At 34.3% G+C, this 14786-nt stretch carries 17 protein-coding genes; 12 read left to right on the forward strand and 5 right to left on the reverse strand.

Annotation, left to right across the window (positions count from 1 at the left end; genetic code table 11):
- Positions 1-43 precede the first annotated feature (43 nt).
- The 3 genes from PSU83_RS12775 to PSU83_RS12785 are packed head-to-tail and all read right to left on the reverse strand — an operon-like array spanning position 44 to position 1547.
- Complete coding sequence (locus PSU83_RS12775) at positions 44-346, reverse strand: cupin domain-containing protein (protein ID WP_300589916.1); 303 nt, start codon at positions 344-346, stop codon at positions 44-46.
- Positions 347-366: 20 nt separating this feature from the next.
- A complete protein-coding gene (locus PSU83_RS12780) occupies positions 367-1059 on the reverse strand; it encodes a type 1 glutamine amidotransferase domain-containing protein (RefSeq protein ID WP_300589917.1) in 693 nt (230 codons plus the stop codon).
- A gap of 29 nt (positions 1060-1088) precedes the next feature.
- Positions 1089-1547: a universal stress protein gene (locus PSU83_RS12785; RefSeq protein ID WP_300589918.1), complete on the reverse strand. Its 459-nt coding sequence runs from the start codon at positions 1545-1547 to the stop codon at positions 1089-1091.
- Between the two features lie 284 nt (positions 1548-1831).
- On the opposite strand from PSU83_RS12785, the gene PSU83_RS12790 reads away from it, so the two are divergent.
- The 5 genes from PSU83_RS12790 (at position 1832) to PSU83_RS12810 (ending at position 6382) form a co-directional block, all read left to right on the forward strand.
- On the forward strand, positions 1832-2578 hold the full coding sequence (locus tag PSU83_RS12790) for an electron transfer flavoprotein subunit beta/FixA family protein (protein ID WP_300589920.1): 747 nt from the start codon (positions 1832-1834) through the stop codon (positions 2576-2578).
- Between the two features lie 89 nt (positions 2579-2667).
- Positions 2668-3636, forward strand: coding sequence for an electron transfer flavoprotein subunit alpha/FixB family protein (locus PSU83_RS12795; RefSeq protein WP_300589922.1), 969 nt, complete (start codon positions 2668-2670; stop codon positions 3634-3636).
- 260 nt (positions 3637-3896) lie between these two features.
- The gene (locus PSU83_RS12800; protein ID WP_300589923.1) at positions 3897-4523 is read left to right on the forward strand and encodes a bifunctional nuclease domain-containing protein; all 627 of its coding nucleotides are present in this window, start codon (positions 3897-3899) and stop codon (positions 4521-4523) included.
- A gap of 74 nt (positions 4524-4597) precedes the next feature.
- Positions 4598-5422 carry a thymidylate synthase gene (locus tag PSU83_RS12805; protein WP_300589925.1) on the forward strand — a complete coding sequence of 275 codons (825 nt, stop codon included), beginning with the start codon at positions 4598-4600 and terminating at the stop codon, positions 5420-5422.
- A gap of 9 nt (positions 5423-5431) precedes the next feature.
- Positions 5432-6382, forward strand: coding sequence for an energy transducer TonB (locus PSU83_RS12810; RefSeq protein ID WP_300589927.1), 951 nt, complete (start codon positions 5432-5434; stop codon positions 6380-6382).
- A gap of 71 nt (positions 6383-6453) precedes the next feature.
- Here the strand turns inward: PSU83_RS12810 and PSU83_RS12815 are convergent, their stop codons facing one another.
- Positions 6454-6750: an isoamylase early set domain-containing protein gene (locus PSU83_RS12815; RefSeq protein WP_300589929.1), complete on the reverse strand. Its 297-nt coding sequence runs from the start codon at positions 6748-6750 to the stop codon at positions 6454-6456.
- Between the two features lie 238 nt (positions 6751-6988).
- Here PSU83_RS12815 and PSU83_RS12820 point away from each other — a divergent pair, with 238 nt between their 5' ends.
- The 4 genes from PSU83_RS12820 (at position 6989) to PSU83_RS12835 (ending at position 9388) form a co-directional block, all read left to right on the forward strand.
- Complete coding sequence (locus PSU83_RS12820; protein WP_300589930.1) at positions 6989-7327, forward strand: 2TM domain-containing protein; 339 nt, start codon at positions 6989-6991, stop codon at positions 7325-7327.
- Positions 7324-7806: a dihydrofolate reductase gene (locus PSU83_RS12825; RefSeq protein WP_300589932.1), complete on the forward strand. Its 483-nt coding sequence runs from the start codon at positions 7324-7326 to the stop codon at positions 7804-7806. Before PSU83_RS12820 ends, PSU83_RS12825 begins: the two co-directional genes overlap by 4 nt.
- 116 nt (positions 7807-7922) lie before the next feature.
- The gene (gene ubiE / locus PSU83_RS12830; RefSeq protein WP_300589934.1) at positions 7923-8654 is read left to right on the forward strand and encodes a bifunctional demethylmenaquinone methyltransferase/2-methoxy-6-polyprenyl-1,4-benzoquinol methylase UbiE; all 732 of its coding nucleotides are present in this window, start codon (positions 7923-7925) and stop codon (positions 8652-8654) included.
- Between the two features lie 23 nt (positions 8655-8677).
- The gene (locus PSU83_RS12835; RefSeq protein WP_300589935.1) at positions 8678-9388 is read left to right on the forward strand and encodes a porin family protein; all 711 of its coding nucleotides are present in this window, start codon (positions 8678-8680) and stop codon (positions 9386-9388) included.
- A gap of 4 nt (positions 9389-9392) precedes the next feature.
- On the opposite strand, the gene PSU83_RS12840 is transcribed toward PSU83_RS12835, so the two are convergent.
- Positions 9393-10124 carry an RNA methyltransferase gene (locus PSU83_RS12840; protein WP_300589936.1) on the reverse strand — a complete coding sequence of 244 codons (732 nt, stop codon included), beginning with the start codon at positions 10122-10124 and terminating at the stop codon, positions 9393-9395.
- Positions 10125-10161: 37 nt separating this feature from the next.
- Here PSU83_RS12840 and PSU83_RS12845 point away from each other — a divergent pair, with 37 nt between their 5' ends.
- From PSU83_RS12845 to accD, 3 genes are all read left to right on the forward strand, one after another.
- Positions 10162-12708 carry a BamA/TamA family outer membrane protein gene (locus PSU83_RS12845; RefSeq protein WP_300589938.1) on the forward strand — a complete coding sequence of 849 codons (2547 nt, stop codon included), beginning with the start codon at positions 10162-10164 and terminating at the stop codon, positions 12706-12708.
- Between the two features lie 71 nt (positions 12709-12779).
- Complete coding sequence (fbaA, locus tag PSU83_RS12850; RefSeq protein ID WP_300589939.1) at positions 12780-13847, forward strand: class II fructose-bisphosphate aldolase; 1068 nt, start codon at positions 12780-12782, stop codon at positions 13845-13847.
- A gap of 74 nt (positions 13848-13921) precedes the next feature.
- The gene (gene accD, locus PSU83_RS12855; RefSeq protein ID WP_300589988.1) at positions 13922-14776 is read left to right on the forward strand and encodes an acetyl-CoA carboxylase, carboxyltransferase subunit beta; all 855 of its coding nucleotides are present in this window, start codon (positions 13922-13924) and stop codon (positions 14774-14776) included.
- Positions 14777-14786 lie beyond the last annotated feature (10 nt).

A 14786-nucleotide genomic window follows, 5' to 3' on the forward strand; every position in this document is an offset into this window, starting at 1 on the left:
TTTTGGTTCTTCGCAAAGTGCCGTCCTGACGTTTGGACGGTCTCTATACGGTATAGAATTTGAAAGAAGTAGCACCTGTATTTATACTATTATGTTTTGCACCTGCTGGTACAACAATTGCATCGCCTTCTTTAACAGTGTAATCATTGTTGTCGATAATACATTTCCCTTCTCCGCTTTCAAAACGAAAAAATTGATCACTATTTTTGTGTGTTTCCAAACCAATATCTTCACCAACTTGCAAATTCATCAGTACCAATTGAAGATTTTTACCCGTATAAATTACTTTACGAAAAGTATCATTTCCTAATGTTAGGTTTTCGATATTTCCTTTACATCCTTTCATGTTACCAGTAATTAAATTGATTAATTTGTTTTTTCACCTTTAAGCGTTTTCAAAAGTAATGCTGCAACGGCCTCAGAAGATCCAGGATTCTGACCCGTAATCAATAATCCATCTTGTTGAACAAACGAACTCCAATCCGCTCCCTTACTGTAATGTCCGCCTAATTTATTCAACTCATCTTCCAATAAAAAAGGAACTACTTTTGTTAAACCAACTGCCTCTTCTTCCGTATTCGAAAATCCTGTAACTTTTTTACCTTTTACTAACGGCTGTCCATTTTCTGCTTTAACATTAACCAAAGCTGCAGGTGCATGACATACAAATGCAATAGGTTTTTGAGTATTATAAAAATCTTCTATAAGTTTTATTGACGTTTTGTCGGTTGCCAAATCCCATAACGGTCCATGTCCTCCAGGATAGAATACCGCATCAAAATTAGCTTCTACCATATCACTTAATTTGTGTGAATGGGCTACTTTATCGATAGCTTCGATATCTTTATAAAAACGTTGGGTAGCCGGCGATTGTGCCTCCGGAGCTTCACTTTTAGGATCCACTGGAGGTTGTCCTCCGGCGGGAGAAGCAATAGTTATTTGTGCTCCAGCATCAGCCAAAACGTAATAAGGTGATGCGAATTCCTCAATCCAAAATCCGGTTTTTTCATTTGTTGAACCTAATTGGCTGTGCGATGTTAATACGATTAAAATTTTCATGCGTTATTTATTTTTAAAATGAAGTTTAATTAATAATTTTTAATAGGAACAATAAACATAGGCACGGTAGTTTTAGTTAAAATACTTTCAGTAACGCTTCCCATAACGGCTCGTTCTAACCAATTTTGACTGTGTGAACCCACCACTATGATATCAAAATGTTGCGTAATAGCAGTTTCTAAAATTACCGAAGCAAACTCCCCTCGAACTGCCAACGTTTCTATATCGGAATCTTTTAAATGTTTTTTTATAGATTTCAAAAAATTTAAAGAAGAGTCAATCAGACTTTCTCCATCTATCATATTAAAAAAATCATAACCATAAAAACCCATAAATGGAGCTGAATCCATACTGCTGTAATACGTTTCATCTGCTACAACATGCAACAGCGTAACCTTTGCACTCATGCTTTTGGCTAATTCATATCCTTTATCAGCAATTTTTTGAGCCGAAAGTCCATAATCTAAAGCAATCAAAACTTTTTTCATCTTATTCTATTTTTCAAATGATTTTTATAAAATATAATTGCATAAAGTTAAGAAATCTTAATGCTAATACTGTACATAAAAAAATCTTTTTCTTATATAATTGATACTTTAACTTAGTATTTTAAACATTGTATTTATTGAACAATTGTTAAATGTTGAATTGGTATTCAGTCAATAGTCACGAAATCGATATAATACTAAAAAATATTATGCGCGCATAGTACATTATTCAAATTATTATCCTAATTTTGTGCTTCAAATTTTTCAATAAATACTCATTTCTTATGAAAATATTAGTTTGCATCAGTCATGTTCCTGATACTACTTCAAAAATCAATTTTGTCAATGGCGATACCGAATTTGACACGAATGGTGTTCAATATGTAATCAATCCAAATGATGAATTCGGATTAACAAGAGCTATTTGGTTTCAAGAACAACAAGGGGCGAATGTTACTGTTGTGAATGTTGGCGGTGCAGATGCAGAAGCAACTTTGAGAAAAGCACTAGCGATTGGAGCTAATGAAGCAATCAGAGTAAATGCAATTCCAACAGACGGATATTTTGTAGCGCAACAATTGGCCGAAGTAGCAAAATCTGGAAGTTATGACTTAATCATTTGCGGAAAAGAATCATTAGATTATAATGGCGGAATGGTTCCTGGAATGTTAGCTACTTTATTGGATTACAACTTTGTAAATTCATGTACCGAACTTACGATCGACGGAACTTCTGCAAAAGCAGCTAGAGAAATTGATGGTGGAAAAGAAATTATATCGGCGGCGCTTCCGTTAGTTATTGGTGGCCAAAAAGGATTGGTTGAAGAAAAGGACTTGAGAATTCCAAACATGAGAGGAATCATGACAGCCCGAACTAAAGTATTGACTGTTCTTGAGCCATTAGCTTCTGACACCAATACTAAAGCGGTGAAATTTGAAAAACCTGCTCCAAGATCAGCCGTGAAATTATTTGCTGCAGACGACTTGGACGGCCTAATCAATGCATTGCACAACGAAGCGAAAGTTATTTAATAATTATTATAAATTTTGAATTATAAATTTTAAATTGTTTTAGACTTTTTCATTTATAATTCAAAATTCAAAATTTAAAATAGAAAAAGATGTCAATATTAATATACGCTGAATCAGCAGACGGAAAATTTAAAAAAGTTGCATTTGAATTGGCCTCTTACGCAAAAAAAGTAGCTGATTCTCTAGGAACAAATGTAACTGCGGTTACTGTAAATACAGATAATGTTTCTGATTTATCGAAATACGGAGTTTCAAAAGTACTTATAGTTTCAAACGAGAAACTTAAAAACTTCAACGCAAAAGCTTATGCCGATGTTATAAAACAAGCAGCACAAAAAGAAAGTGCGAAATTGATTTTACTTTCATCAACAACAGATAGTTTGTATTTGGCTCCAATAGTAAGTATCGGTCTAAATGCTGGATTTGCATCCAATGTAATTGGTTTACCAATTAGCACTTCGCCTTTTCAAGTAAAAAGAACAGCTTTCTCAAACAAAGCGTACAACATTACCGAAATCTATACCGATATAAAAATACTAAGCTTAGCTAAAAACTCTTATGGTATTTTTGAAAGTGAAACTTCATTAACAGAAGAAGCATTTTCACCATCATTAAACGATGCTGATTTCAATGTAAAAGTAGAATCAGTAGAAAAAGCTTCTGGAAAAGTAACTATTGCCGATGCTGATATCGTAGTTTCTGGCGGTCGTGGATTAAAGGGCCCTGAAAATTGGGGCGTATTAGAAAATCTGGCTGCAGTTCTTGGAGCCGCAACTGCTTGCTCAAAACCAGTTTCAGATTTAGGTTGGAGACCTCACAGCGAACACGTTGGGCAAACGGGAAAACCTGTAGCTTCCAATTTATATATTGCACTCGGAATTTCAGGAGCGATACAGCACATTGCGGGAATTAACTCTTCTAAAGTGAAAGTGGTAATCAACACCGATGCTGATGCACCCTTCTTCAAAGTTGCCGACTATGGTATCGTTGGTGATGCACTGGATATCGTTCCTAAATTAACTGAAAAACTGAAAGAGTTTAAAGCGCACAACTCATAAAATCAATTTATTAGTTCGTTAAAAGAGCCGTTAGAAAATAAAATATCTAACGGCTCTTTTTTTATGAAAATCCGTTTTAAGAAGCAAAAACTTTTTGTTACTTTGCAATCCGTTTTAGTGTCAAATGAAACGGACAAAAAATAAAAAGTAACGTTATTGCCTTTTGGAAATTCCAAAATGTGAAATCATACAAATAAACATCCAAAAAGGTAGTGATTTCTAAAAATCTGAAATCTACTATCTGAAACCCAATATCTGAAATGAGTTTAGTAAAACTAACTATAAAAGGGATTTCCTACAGCCAAACGCAGAACGGCGCCTATGCGTTGATCTTAAATGAAGTTGATGGCGAACGTAAATTACCAATAGTCATTGGCGCATTTGAAGCACAATCTATCGCTATTGCATTAGAAAAAGAAATAAAACCACCACGTCCGTTAACACATGATTTATTCAAAAGTTTCGCGGATCGTTTTGATATTGTAGTAAAGCAAGTAATCATCCATAAATTGGTTGATGGTGTTTTCTATTCAAGTATTATTTGCGAAAGAGATAAAATTGAAGAGATAATTGATGCCCGAACTTCCGATGCTATTGCTTTAGCACTTCGCTTTGCCGCCCCTATATTTACCTATAAAAATATATTAGACAAGGCTGGAGTGTACCTCAACAATCAAACAGATTTGGAAAACCAAAATACAGATGATGACGGTATCCTTTCTACTCCCGAAACTTTCGGATTGGATGATGAAGTCAACAAGATCATTGACCTATATAAAGCAATGAGCCTTTCTGAACTATATGAAGCTTTGGAGAAAGCGGTGCAAAACGAAGACTACGAAAAAGCGGCACAGATTAGAGACGAAATTTGTAAAAGAGAATCATAAAGTTAATTTGATTGTTTGGCAATTCGGTTATTCGTAACAAATTACCAAATTCACCAATACACAAATAACCAATAATGAAGCAATACCACGATTTAGTGCAACACGTTTTAGAAAACGGCTGCCAAAAAGGAGACAGAACAGGAACAGGAACCAAAAGTGTTTTTGGTTACCAAATGCGTTTTGATTTAAATGAAGGTTTCCCAATGGTAACAACCAAAAAACTACATCTAAAATCGATTATTTATGAATTGCTTTGGTTCCTAAAAGGCGACACAAACATCAACTATCTTCAGGAAAATGGTGTTAAAATTTGGGATGATTGGGCGGATGAAAATGGCGACTTAGGCCCAGTTTATGGTCACCAATGGCGCAATTGGAACAGCGAAGAAATGGATCAGATTACGGAATTGATTGAGACTTTAAAAACAAATCCAAACAGCAGAAGAATGTTAGTTTCCGCGTGGAATCCTTCTGTTTTGCCTGACACCTCAAAATCATTTGCAGAGAATGTAGCCAACGGAAAAGCTGCATTGCCGCCGTGCCACGCCTTTTTTCAGTTTTATGTTGCCGATGGAAAATTATCTTGTCAATTATATCAACGGAGTGCCGATATTTTTCTTGGCGTACCCTTCAACATTGCGTCTTATGCTTTGTTTACGATGATGATTGCGCAGGTTTGCGAATTACAACTCGGTGACTTCATCCATACTTTTGGTGACGCGCACATTTACAATAATCATTTTGATCAATTGGAATTACAGTTATCACGCGAGCCAAAGCCACTACCAAAAATGATTTTAAATACCAACGTGAAAAACATCTTCGACTTTACTTTTGAAGATTTTACATTGGAAGGCTACGAACCTCATCCGCATATTAAGGGAAGTGTCGCGGTATAAAATTCAGCTATGAGAATAAATTTTCTTTTATCCTTTGTTCTTTTTACTAAAATACTTTTCGCTCAGAATACTGAAGAAAGAAAAGTATATTTAGATTCAGTATTTAAAGAAACTGCAGAAATTGATTCTCCTTATTATCGAGTTATAGAGAACGAAGACGAAGTGAAAGAGGAATATAAGTTCAAGATTTTCTACAAATCTGGCAAAGTTTTTAAGGAAGGAAATACCCGTTCAAAGACAAACCTTATTGAAGAAGGCTTAATTACATCCTATTTTGAAAACGGAAACAAAAAAGAAGAACTCACTATTTTAAAAGGTACTACAACTGGAACAAAAACGATGTGGTTTGAGAACGGCAAAACAAAATACATTAAAGATTACTTATTAAAACAAAAAAACAGCTTGCTCCCTACTATCAAGATAATGCAATTCTGGGACAAAAACAACATTCAAAAAATTATTGATGGTAATGGTTTTTTTGAAGATGAAGAAAAAAAATGCTACGAAAAAGGAATGATTGAAAACGGCCTAAAAACAGGAAAATGGATAGGAGAAGATAAATCAAACTCTTTTGAGATTACCTTTATAGAAGAATATAAAAATGGAGAGCTGATAAAAGGGGTTAGTACCGACAAGGCGAATATTGAACACACTTATTATGAAGTAAACGCAGCTCCAAAACCTAGAAAAGGCTACGAACACTTCTACAAATACATTGGAAAAAAATTTGCAGTCAATAAACAGATGGAAGCAACGGGAGGAAAAGTCCTTCTAAGCTTTACTGTAGAAAAAGACGGCAGCATTAATGAAGCAACTGTTTTAAAAAGCGCTGGTGCCGACTTTGACAACGAATCAATACGCGTGGTCAAACAATATCCGGATTGGGAATCAGGAAAATACAGAGGATTGAAAGCTAGAGTTAAGTATGTGCTTCCTATAACAATTCGACCACCTCAATAAAAATAAAATAACCGTCTCTTACGAATAAGGGACGGTTTTTGAGTTTAAACCAATAAACCTAACCAAAAAATTTAAAGGGCTAAAACACTATTTTCTGCTCCAGCAAATTCGTTGTAAGCATAACTATCCGCTTCAGGATCGTTTAAATAAGCACCATCCACTAAATATTTGAATTCAAAAGAATTGTCTTTTGGCAAATCGAAGGTAGCTTTGAAAGTTCCCGTTTTTAATTTTAATAATTCTCCTTCTGCTGGGTTCCAATTATTGAAATCTCCTACTACTGCAGCCGTATTTGCTTCTTTTGCCTCGATTGAAAAGGTAACTTTAACAACCGGTTTTGTTTTTATAACTTGTTTCTTGATAGCCATAACTAATTCATTTATAGATTACTGTGGCAAAGTAAAGCAATAGTTTAATATGATTTACAACTACAATCACTTTTGAGAATTTGCTAATAACTAAGCAGAATACCAAAGGAATATGTAATTAAAAGTGCTTTTAAATTGGCATCTGTAATTAGGAAAACGTTTTCTTATTGCATTATGTTAAAATCATATTTCCGTATTTTAAAAATAAATTTTACCTTTAAGGCACAAATTAGGTCTTATGGAAGTACAGCAACACGAACTATATGAATATGCACGAGATCGAATCAAGCAGAAGAAACGCTTATTTTATCATTTTGTAATTATATGCATTGGAAGTATTTTTATATTCGTTGCCAATAAATGGCTCGGTTTGTACGCAGATAAAATTTGGTGGACTTGGGCAATCGCTATTTGGGTTTTTATCTTTTTATTACACGCCATCAAAGTATTTATAATTGATAGTTTTATGAATAAAAATTGGGAAAGAGATCAAATTGATAAATTAATTCTGAAACAATCCAAAAAAATTGAAAATCTAAAAAACGATTTGGAAAATTCAAAACCATCTACAGAATGATTACACTTATTGCTGCTGTAGCAGAAAACAATGCGCTTGGCAAACACAATCAATTGCTATGGCATTTACCTAATGATTTCAAGAGATTCAAAAGTATCACGACTGGACATTACATTATATTGGGAAGAAAAACTTTTGAAAGTTTCCCAAAACCCTTACCCAACCGAACTCATGTTATTATAACACGTCAAAAGGGATATCATTACGAAGGATGCATTGTTGTTGATTCTTTGCAAAAAGCAATTGACATTTGTCCAAAAAACGAAGAACTATTCATTATTGGCGGTGGTGAAATCTACAATCAATCCATAGATATAGCCGATAAACTGGATATTACCAAAGTACATCACACCTTTGAAGCAGATACGTTTTTTCCATCAATTGATATGGAAAAATGGAAACGCACTTCAGCAGAATTTCATTCCAAAGACGAAAAACATTCATTTGATTTTACGTTTGAAACGTTTTTAAGAAAGTAACAAAGTAAATTTCAAAGTTTATAGCGTAGTTGGTTTGTAAAAAACTTTGAAACTTTGGATCCATGAAACCTTGAAACTTAATCGAAATATTGACTTATATTTGCCAAAAAATAAGCATGTCAAAAAACATCACACCCTATAAAGATTCTTCGTTAGGCAAAAAAGAACAAGTTACTCAAATGTTTGATACCATTTCGGGTAATTACGATGGGCTCAACCGAGTTATTTCGATGGGGATTGATGTAAAATGGAGAGATAAAGTAGTCGCGCTGGTTGCCGAAAAAAATCCGGCAACAATCTTAGATATTGCAACTGGAACTGGAGATTTAGTAATCCTGATGGCAAAAACAAAAGCCACAAGAATTATTGGATTAGACATCTCCTCTGGTATGTTGGAAGTCGGAAAGAAAAAAATTGAAAAAGAAAACCTGACGAACCGAATTGAAATGGTGTTAGGCGATAGTGAGAATATGCCTTATACTGATAATTATTTTGACGCCATCACGGTTTCCTTTGGTATCCGTAATTTTGAAACTCTTGAAAAAGGATTGGCTGAAATTTATAGAGTTTTGAAACCAGGCGGAATTTTTGTGATATTGGAAACATCAATACCAACAAAATTTCCATTCAAACAAGGATATACTTTTTACAGTAAATTTATTTTACCTATTATTGGAAAACTGTTTTCAAAAGATAATGATGCCTACGGTTATTTATCGGAATCAGCTGCAAATTTTCCTTTTGGAGAAACCTTAAACAATATTTTGAGAAAAATTTCGTTTATAGAATGTAAAGCTATGCCCCAAACGTTTGGAGTAGCCACAATTTACACTGCAACAAAAAAATGAAATTGACGTTTTTCAGCACTAATATGAAAAAAATAGTTCTCCTAATCCTACTATTTTCAATACAAGCCAAAGCACAATTGGGCAAAAGTATGTTTACAAAAGATCCGATCGTCAATCTCGAAAATTTTGATGTACAACGCGTATATTGGGGTTACTATTTGGGTTTTAGTAGTTTTGATTTTAAAACCGATTACAAAACCAATGTCGATAATGGGATGAGCATTGACGTGAAAGGGAATACCGGATTTAATGTAGGATTGGTGGGCGTACTTCGTCTCCACGAATATATAGAACTTCGCTTTGAACCAGGACTGTATTATGCTAGTAGAACGCTGACTTATGCTCAGTTTAATACTGAAAGGGACGGTTTGAGAGAAGTAAAAGCAACTTATATTGATTTTCCAATGCTGATAAAATTCTCTTCCCTGAGGACTGGAAATGTTCGCCCATACCTTGTGGGCGGCTTATCTGCGACTTTAAATCTTTCCAGTAATTCGAAATCAAAAGACGATAATTTACAACAAAAATTTAGAGTAAAACCTTGGACACAAAACTATCAATTGGGTTTTGGAATTGATTTATATTTCGAATATTTCAAGTTCTCGCCTTCAATTCGTGGCGTTTTTGGTTTGAAAAATGAACTGATTCCCGATGCTGACCCAAACAGTCCCTGGACTGGCAATGTGGAATCACTGAAGACTAGAGCCGTTTTAATCAACTTTACGTTTCACTAATTTGTTATTGCATAGTTCTTCTGAATTCGCTGAGGAAAATAGCCGTTGCTGTAGCTACATTTAAACTTTCTGTTTGCTGAATAGCACCAAATCGCGGAATAGCAATTCTATTTTTAATGGTCTTTTCCAAATTAGGTGAAATCCCGTTGGCTTCGTTTCCTAAAATTAATATTGCTTCTTTTGGTAATGCTTCGTTGTAAACATTCTTGCCATCCATAAAAGTTCCAAAGACAGGAAGCTGACTTTCGGAAATAAATTTATCTAAATCGACATAACTTACATTCACTCTTTTGATAGAACCCATTGTAGATTGGATAACTTTCGGATTATAAACATCGACAGTTTCTAATGAGCAAACCAATTGTTTTACACCAAACCAATCACAAAGACGGATGATGGTTCCTAAATTTCCCGGATCACGAATATCCTCAAGGACCACAATCAATCCTTGCGTCTCCATTTTGGTTTTTACTGGAATTTTAAAAATAGCCAAGCACGAACTTGGCGTATGCAAAGCAGAAATCCGTTTCATGTCGGGTTCTTTGACCACTGTTTTCCGTGAAAGCGATACTTCTTCAAAAATAGCTTCTGTTACGAATAAATGTTCGAGTACAAAATTTGATTGTAACAATTCCTGTATTACTTTTACACCCTCGGCAATAAACAATTGATGCTCATTTCGGTATTTTTTTTGTTGAAGACTTGTAATTAGTTTTATTTGGTTTTTACTAACCATAAAATACTGTACTTTTGAATTAAATATTTCACCACACTTGAAAAATAGTATCACAAAAATATCATTATTTATTTTAATTGGAGTAATTATCTTTGGATGTAATACCACAAAAAGAGTTCCTAACGGGAAAAGTCTTTTAACCAAAAATGATATTATTGTAGATGGAAAGAAAAACAAGGTAGAAGATGTTTTTAATCAGTTGTATCAAAAACAAAATACCTCGCTACTTGGCTATCGTCTTCGTCTGAATATCTATAATTTGGCCAAACAAAAAACAGATTCGATTTACAAAGCTAAATTTACCAAAAACCCAAGTAAATACAATCGAAAAGTAAAATGGCTTTCTAAAAAACAAGTCAATCGATTAGGCCAGTCCTTTTGGTACTCGGGCATTCATGATTTTTTAAGAAAAACGGGGGAAGCACCCGTTATTTTGGATACGTCTAGTACAAAAAAGTCACTTCGACGCTTGAAATCCTATTACTATTCGCGTGGTTATTTTGATGTTACTGCCAATTATAAAATTGATAGTATTGGTAAGAAAAAAGTAAAATTAAAATACGAAATTGTAAAGGGCAAACCGTATATCATTGATAGTATTGAATCGTTTATTTCGAGTAAACCTTTGGATTCTATTTATCAATTGCGTAAAAAAAATTCTTTGATAAGAACAGGACAACGTCTTAAATATTCTGATTTTGATAGTGAAACAGCTAGGATTACTGAAAGTTTCAGAAACAACGGTGCATTTCGTTTCCAACAGAATTATGTACGCTATGATATTGACACATTAACTAAAAAGCATCTTGCCAATGTCGATTTAATTATAGAAAATGAAACAGTACGAGTGGAAGACAGTTTATATAATGTGCCTTTTCAACTGTATAAAATTAGTAAAGTCAATATTTACACCGATCATAATCCAGCAAACCAAAATGCTGCAATTAATGACAGTACTACCTATAAAGATTTTACCTTATATAGTGTAGACAAATTAAAATACCGCCCAAAGTCTTTAACAGATGGGATTTTTGTAACCAAAGGAAATTACTTTTCAGATTTCAAAACTACGCTTACTTCAAAATACTTGAGTAATTTAAAAGTTTTCAATTATCCTTTAATTCAATATATTCAGGATGAAAAGGACAAAAACGGATTGATTGCCAACATTTATCTGACGCCAAGAAAAAAATATACTTTTGGTTTTTCTGCCGATTTTACGCATTCTAATATTCAGGATTTTGGGATTTCAGGAAACACATTTTTAGGCATTCGAAACATATTTAACGGCGCTGAAACCTTTGAAATTGGGTTTAGAGGAAATATTGGCGCATCGAAAGATTTGGCGAATCCAAATAATAACTTCTTTAACATTTCGGAAATTGGGGTGGATGCCAAACTAAATTTTCCAAGAATATTTTTTCCGTTTAAAACAGATAAAATTATTCCAAAATCGATGATTCCGTACACTACAATTAGTGCAGGATATTCAAAACAAACTAATATTGGATTGGATAAACAAAACTTTACAAGTTCACTCGTGTACAATTGGACGCCAAAAAAAGGCACAAGTCTTCGATTAGATTTGCTGAATGTTCAGTTTGTGAAAAATATAAATCCAAGTAATTATTTTAATGTATATCGATCATCGTTCAACGCATTAAATGATTTAGCAGACATTTACAACACCAACACTAATTATATTGATACTAACACTGGCAAATTAAAAATTGATTCCGGTACCAATGGTTTTTTAAATGATGTTTTGGGTACAACTCCCATTGTCACTCCGAGTGCAAACGATTTAAAAATCATAAGAAGTATTGGGGAACAAAAAACACGATTAACAGAAGACAACTTAATTTTCGCCGCCAGCCTTACGTTTTCAAAAACATCTCAGAAAGATTTAGGAGACAACAATTTTTATGCTTTTAAAGGGAAAATAGAATCTGCCGGGAATTGGATTTCCTTGTTAGCCGAAGCTTCACAACTTACGCAAAACGGTTCGCAAACTGCTTTTGGCGTTGAATTTTCGCAATACATCAAAACCGAATTTGAATTTATTAAACATTGGGATTTAACCCGTAAAAAAATATTGGCAACTAAAGCGTTTGTAGGAATTGCAATTCCTTATGGGAATTCGAACAGCGTTCCTTTTTCGCGAAGTTATTTTGCTGGAGGAACCAATGATATTCGAGCTTGGCAGTCTTATAATTTGGGCCCAGGAAAAACAGGTTCTGTTCAGGATTTTAACGAAGCGAATATGAAACTGTTGTTTAGTACAGAATTTCGCTTTGGTATTTTCCAACAGTTAAATGGCGCTTTCTTTGTGGATGCGGGAAACATTTGGAACGTGAATGATATAGTCACTAACCCAGATGCTATTTTTTCAGGATTAAAATCGTTAGAAAATATTGCGGTTGGATCGGGATTCGGATTCCGATATGACTTTAATTTCTTTGTTATTCGAATAGATTTAGGCTTCAAAACCTACAATCCGGCGAATCCAGAAAATGAAAAATGGTTGAAAGAAATGCGATTTGACAAATCTGTTTTAAATATTGGGATTAATTATCCTTTCTAAAATTAGAAATTATTATTTTTGTAACCCTATCTCGAAATTTCGGGAAAATAGTAACTTAAAAAAACATAACTATGTCTCACAATATAAAACCTGGAGTTGCAACTGGTGATGAAGTTCAAGCGATTTTCAACTATGCAAAAGAAAAAGGATTTGCACTTCCTGCGGTAAACGTAATTGGTTCTAGTACCATTAATGGCGTATTGGAAACTGCTGCAAAATTAAAGGCTCCAGTTATCATTCAGTTTTCGAATGGTGGTGCGGCTTTTAACGCCGGAAAAGGACTTTCTAACGCTGATGAAAAAGCAGCAATTGCGGGAGGAATAGCAGGCGCAAAACACATTCATACCTTAGCAGAAGCTTATGGCGCGACAGTTATCCTTCATACCGATCATTGTGCAAAAAAATTATTGCCTTGGCTTGATGGTTTGTTGGAAGCCAGTGAGAAACATTATGTGGCAACAGGAAAACCGTTGTATTCTTCTCACATGATTGATTTGTCTGAAGAACCCATTCATGAGAATATTGAAATTTGTAAAGCCTATTTAGCTAGAATGAGCAAAATGGGAATGACATTAGAAATTGAACTTGGAATTACGGGTGGCGAAGAAGATGGTGTAGATAATTCAGATGTAGACAGTTCCAAATTATACACGCAGCCCGAAGAAGTGGCTTACGCTTACGAAGAGTTATCTAAAATTTCACCTCGATTTACCATTGCGGCAGCTTTCGGAAATGTGCATGGGGTTTACAAACCAGGAAATGTAAAATTGACTCCAAAAATTCTTAAAAATTCTCAGGATTATGTGCAGAATAAATTCAATACTGGAAATAATCCAGTTGATTTCGTTTTTCATGGCGGTTCTGGTTCTACATTAGAAGAAATTAGAGAAGCAATTGGATATGGTGTAATTAAAATGAATATTGATACCGATTTGCAATTTGCTTTCACAGAAGGAATTCGTGATTATATGGTAAATAATATTGACTATTTAAAAACACAAATTGGAAATCCTGATGGAGCCGATTCACCAAACAAAAAACATTACGATCCGAGAAAATGGATACGTGAAGGTGAATTAACTTTCAACAAAAGATTAGAGCAGGCTTTCGCCGATTTGAACAACGTGAACACATTATAATTAACAATTAACAATTGATAAGTGATAATTATGAATTGTCAATTATCAATTATCAATTATCAATTAAAGAAACTATGGCTTGGTTTAAAAGAACAGAAAAAGGGATTACTACCGCAACTGAAGATAAAAAAGACGTTCCAAAAGGACTTTGGTATAAATCGCCAACCGGTAAAATTATTGACCAAGATGAATTGGCAAGAAACCTTTGGGTTAGTCCCGAGGATGACTTTCATGTTAGAATTGGTAGTAAAGAATATTTTGAAATCTTGTTTGACAACAATGAATTTAAGGAACTTGATGCTAAAATGACTTCTAAAGATCCTTTAGGATTTGTGGATACCAAAAAATACTCCGACCGTATAAAAGACACCATAGAAAAAACAGGATTGAAAGATGCGGTGAGAACCGGAGTTGGAAAATCTAAAGGAAAAGATTTAGTAGTTTGCTGTATGGATTTCGCTTTTATTGGCGGTTCAATGGGCGCAGTAGTAGGTGAAAAGATTGCACGTGGAATAGATTATTCTATCAAAAAGAAAGTACCATTCGTGATGATTTCAAAATCTGGTGGAGCCCGTATGATGGAAGCTGCCTACTCGTTAATGCAATTGGCAAAAACTTCTGTAAAATTGGCTCAGTTGGCTGAAGCTAAAATTCCATACATATCACTTTGTACTGATCCTACAACTGGAGGAACAACGGCTTCCTACGCCATGCTTGGTGACGTTAACATTTCTGAACCTGGCGCATTGATTGGTTTCGCTGGTCCAAGAGTAGTTCGTGATACCACCGGTAAGGATTTGCCAGAAGGTTTTCAAACGGCTGAATTTGTATTAGACCATGGTTTTCTTGACTTCATTACACCAAGAAAAGAATTAAAAGACAAGATTAATTTATATTTAGATTTGATATTAAATAAGCCTATTCGATAGTAGTATTCTA

Origin of the sequence: Flavobacterium sp., from assembly GCF_029945805.1 — a bacterium.
GTDB lineage: Bacteria > Bacteroidota > Bacteroidia > Flavobacteriales > Flavobacteriaceae > Flavobacterium.

Bases quoted from the DNA above. Each gene is read 5' to 3' on its own strand.
- PSU83_RS12775 (WP_300589916.1), bottom strand. From the start codon at position 346: ATGAAAGGATGTAAAGGAAATATCGAAAACCTAACATTAGGAAATGAT.
- PSU83_RS12780 (WP_300589917.1), bottom strand. From the start codon at position 1,059: ATGAAAATTTTAATCGTATTAACATCGCACAGCCAATTAGGTTCAACA.
- PSU83_RS12785 (WP_300589918.1), bottom strand. From the start codon at position 1,547: ATGAAAAAAGTTTTGATTGCTTTAGATTATGGACTTTCGGCTCAAAAA.
- PSU83_RS12790 (WP_300589920.1), top strand. From the start codon at position 1,832: ATGAAAATATTAGTTTGCATCAGTCATGTTCCTGATACTACTTCAAAA.
- PSU83_RS12795 (WP_300589922.1), top strand. From the start codon at position 2,668: ATGTCAATATTAATATACGCTGAATCAGCAGACGGAAAATTTAAAAAA.
- PSU83_RS12800 (WP_300589923.1), top strand. From the start codon at position 3,897: ATGAGTTTAGTAAAACTAACTATAAAAGGGATTTCCTACAGCCAAACG.
- PSU83_RS12805 (WP_300589925.1), top strand. From the start codon at position 4,598: ATGAAGCAATACCACGATTTAGTGCAACACGTTTTAGAAAACGGCTGC.
- PSU83_RS12810 (WP_300589927.1), top strand. From the start codon at position 5,432: ATGAGAATAAATTTTCTTTTATCCTTTGTTCTTTTTACTAAAATACTT.
- PSU83_RS12815 (WP_300589929.1), bottom strand. From the start codon at position 6,750: ATGGCTATCAAGAAACAAGTTATAAAAACAAAACCGGTTGTTAAAGTT.
- PSU83_RS12820 (WP_300589930.1), top strand. From the start codon at position 6,989: ATGGAAGTACAGCAACACGAACTATATGAATATGCACGAGATCGAATC.
- PSU83_RS12825 (WP_300589932.1), top strand. From the start codon at position 7,324: ATGATTACACTTATTGCTGCTGTAGCAGAAAACAATGCGCTTGGCAAA.
- ubiE (WP_300589934.1), top strand. From the start codon at position 7,923: ATGTCAAAAAACATCACACCCTATAAAGATTCTTCGTTAGGCAAAAAA.
- PSU83_RS12835 (WP_300589935.1), top strand. From the start codon at position 8,678: ATGAAAAAAATAGTTCTCCTAATCCTACTATTTTCAATACAAGCCAAA.
- PSU83_RS12840 (WP_300589936.1), bottom strand. From the start codon at position 10,124: ATGGTTAGTAAAAACCAAATAAAACTAATTACAAGTCTTCAACAAAAA.
- fbaA (WP_300589939.1), top strand. From the start codon at position 12,780: ATGTCTCACAATATAAAACCTGGAGTTGCAACTGGTGATGAAGTTCAA.
- accD (WP_300589988.1), top strand. From the start codon at position 13,922: ATGGCTTGGTTTAAAAGAACAGAAAAAGGGATTACTACCGCAACTGAA.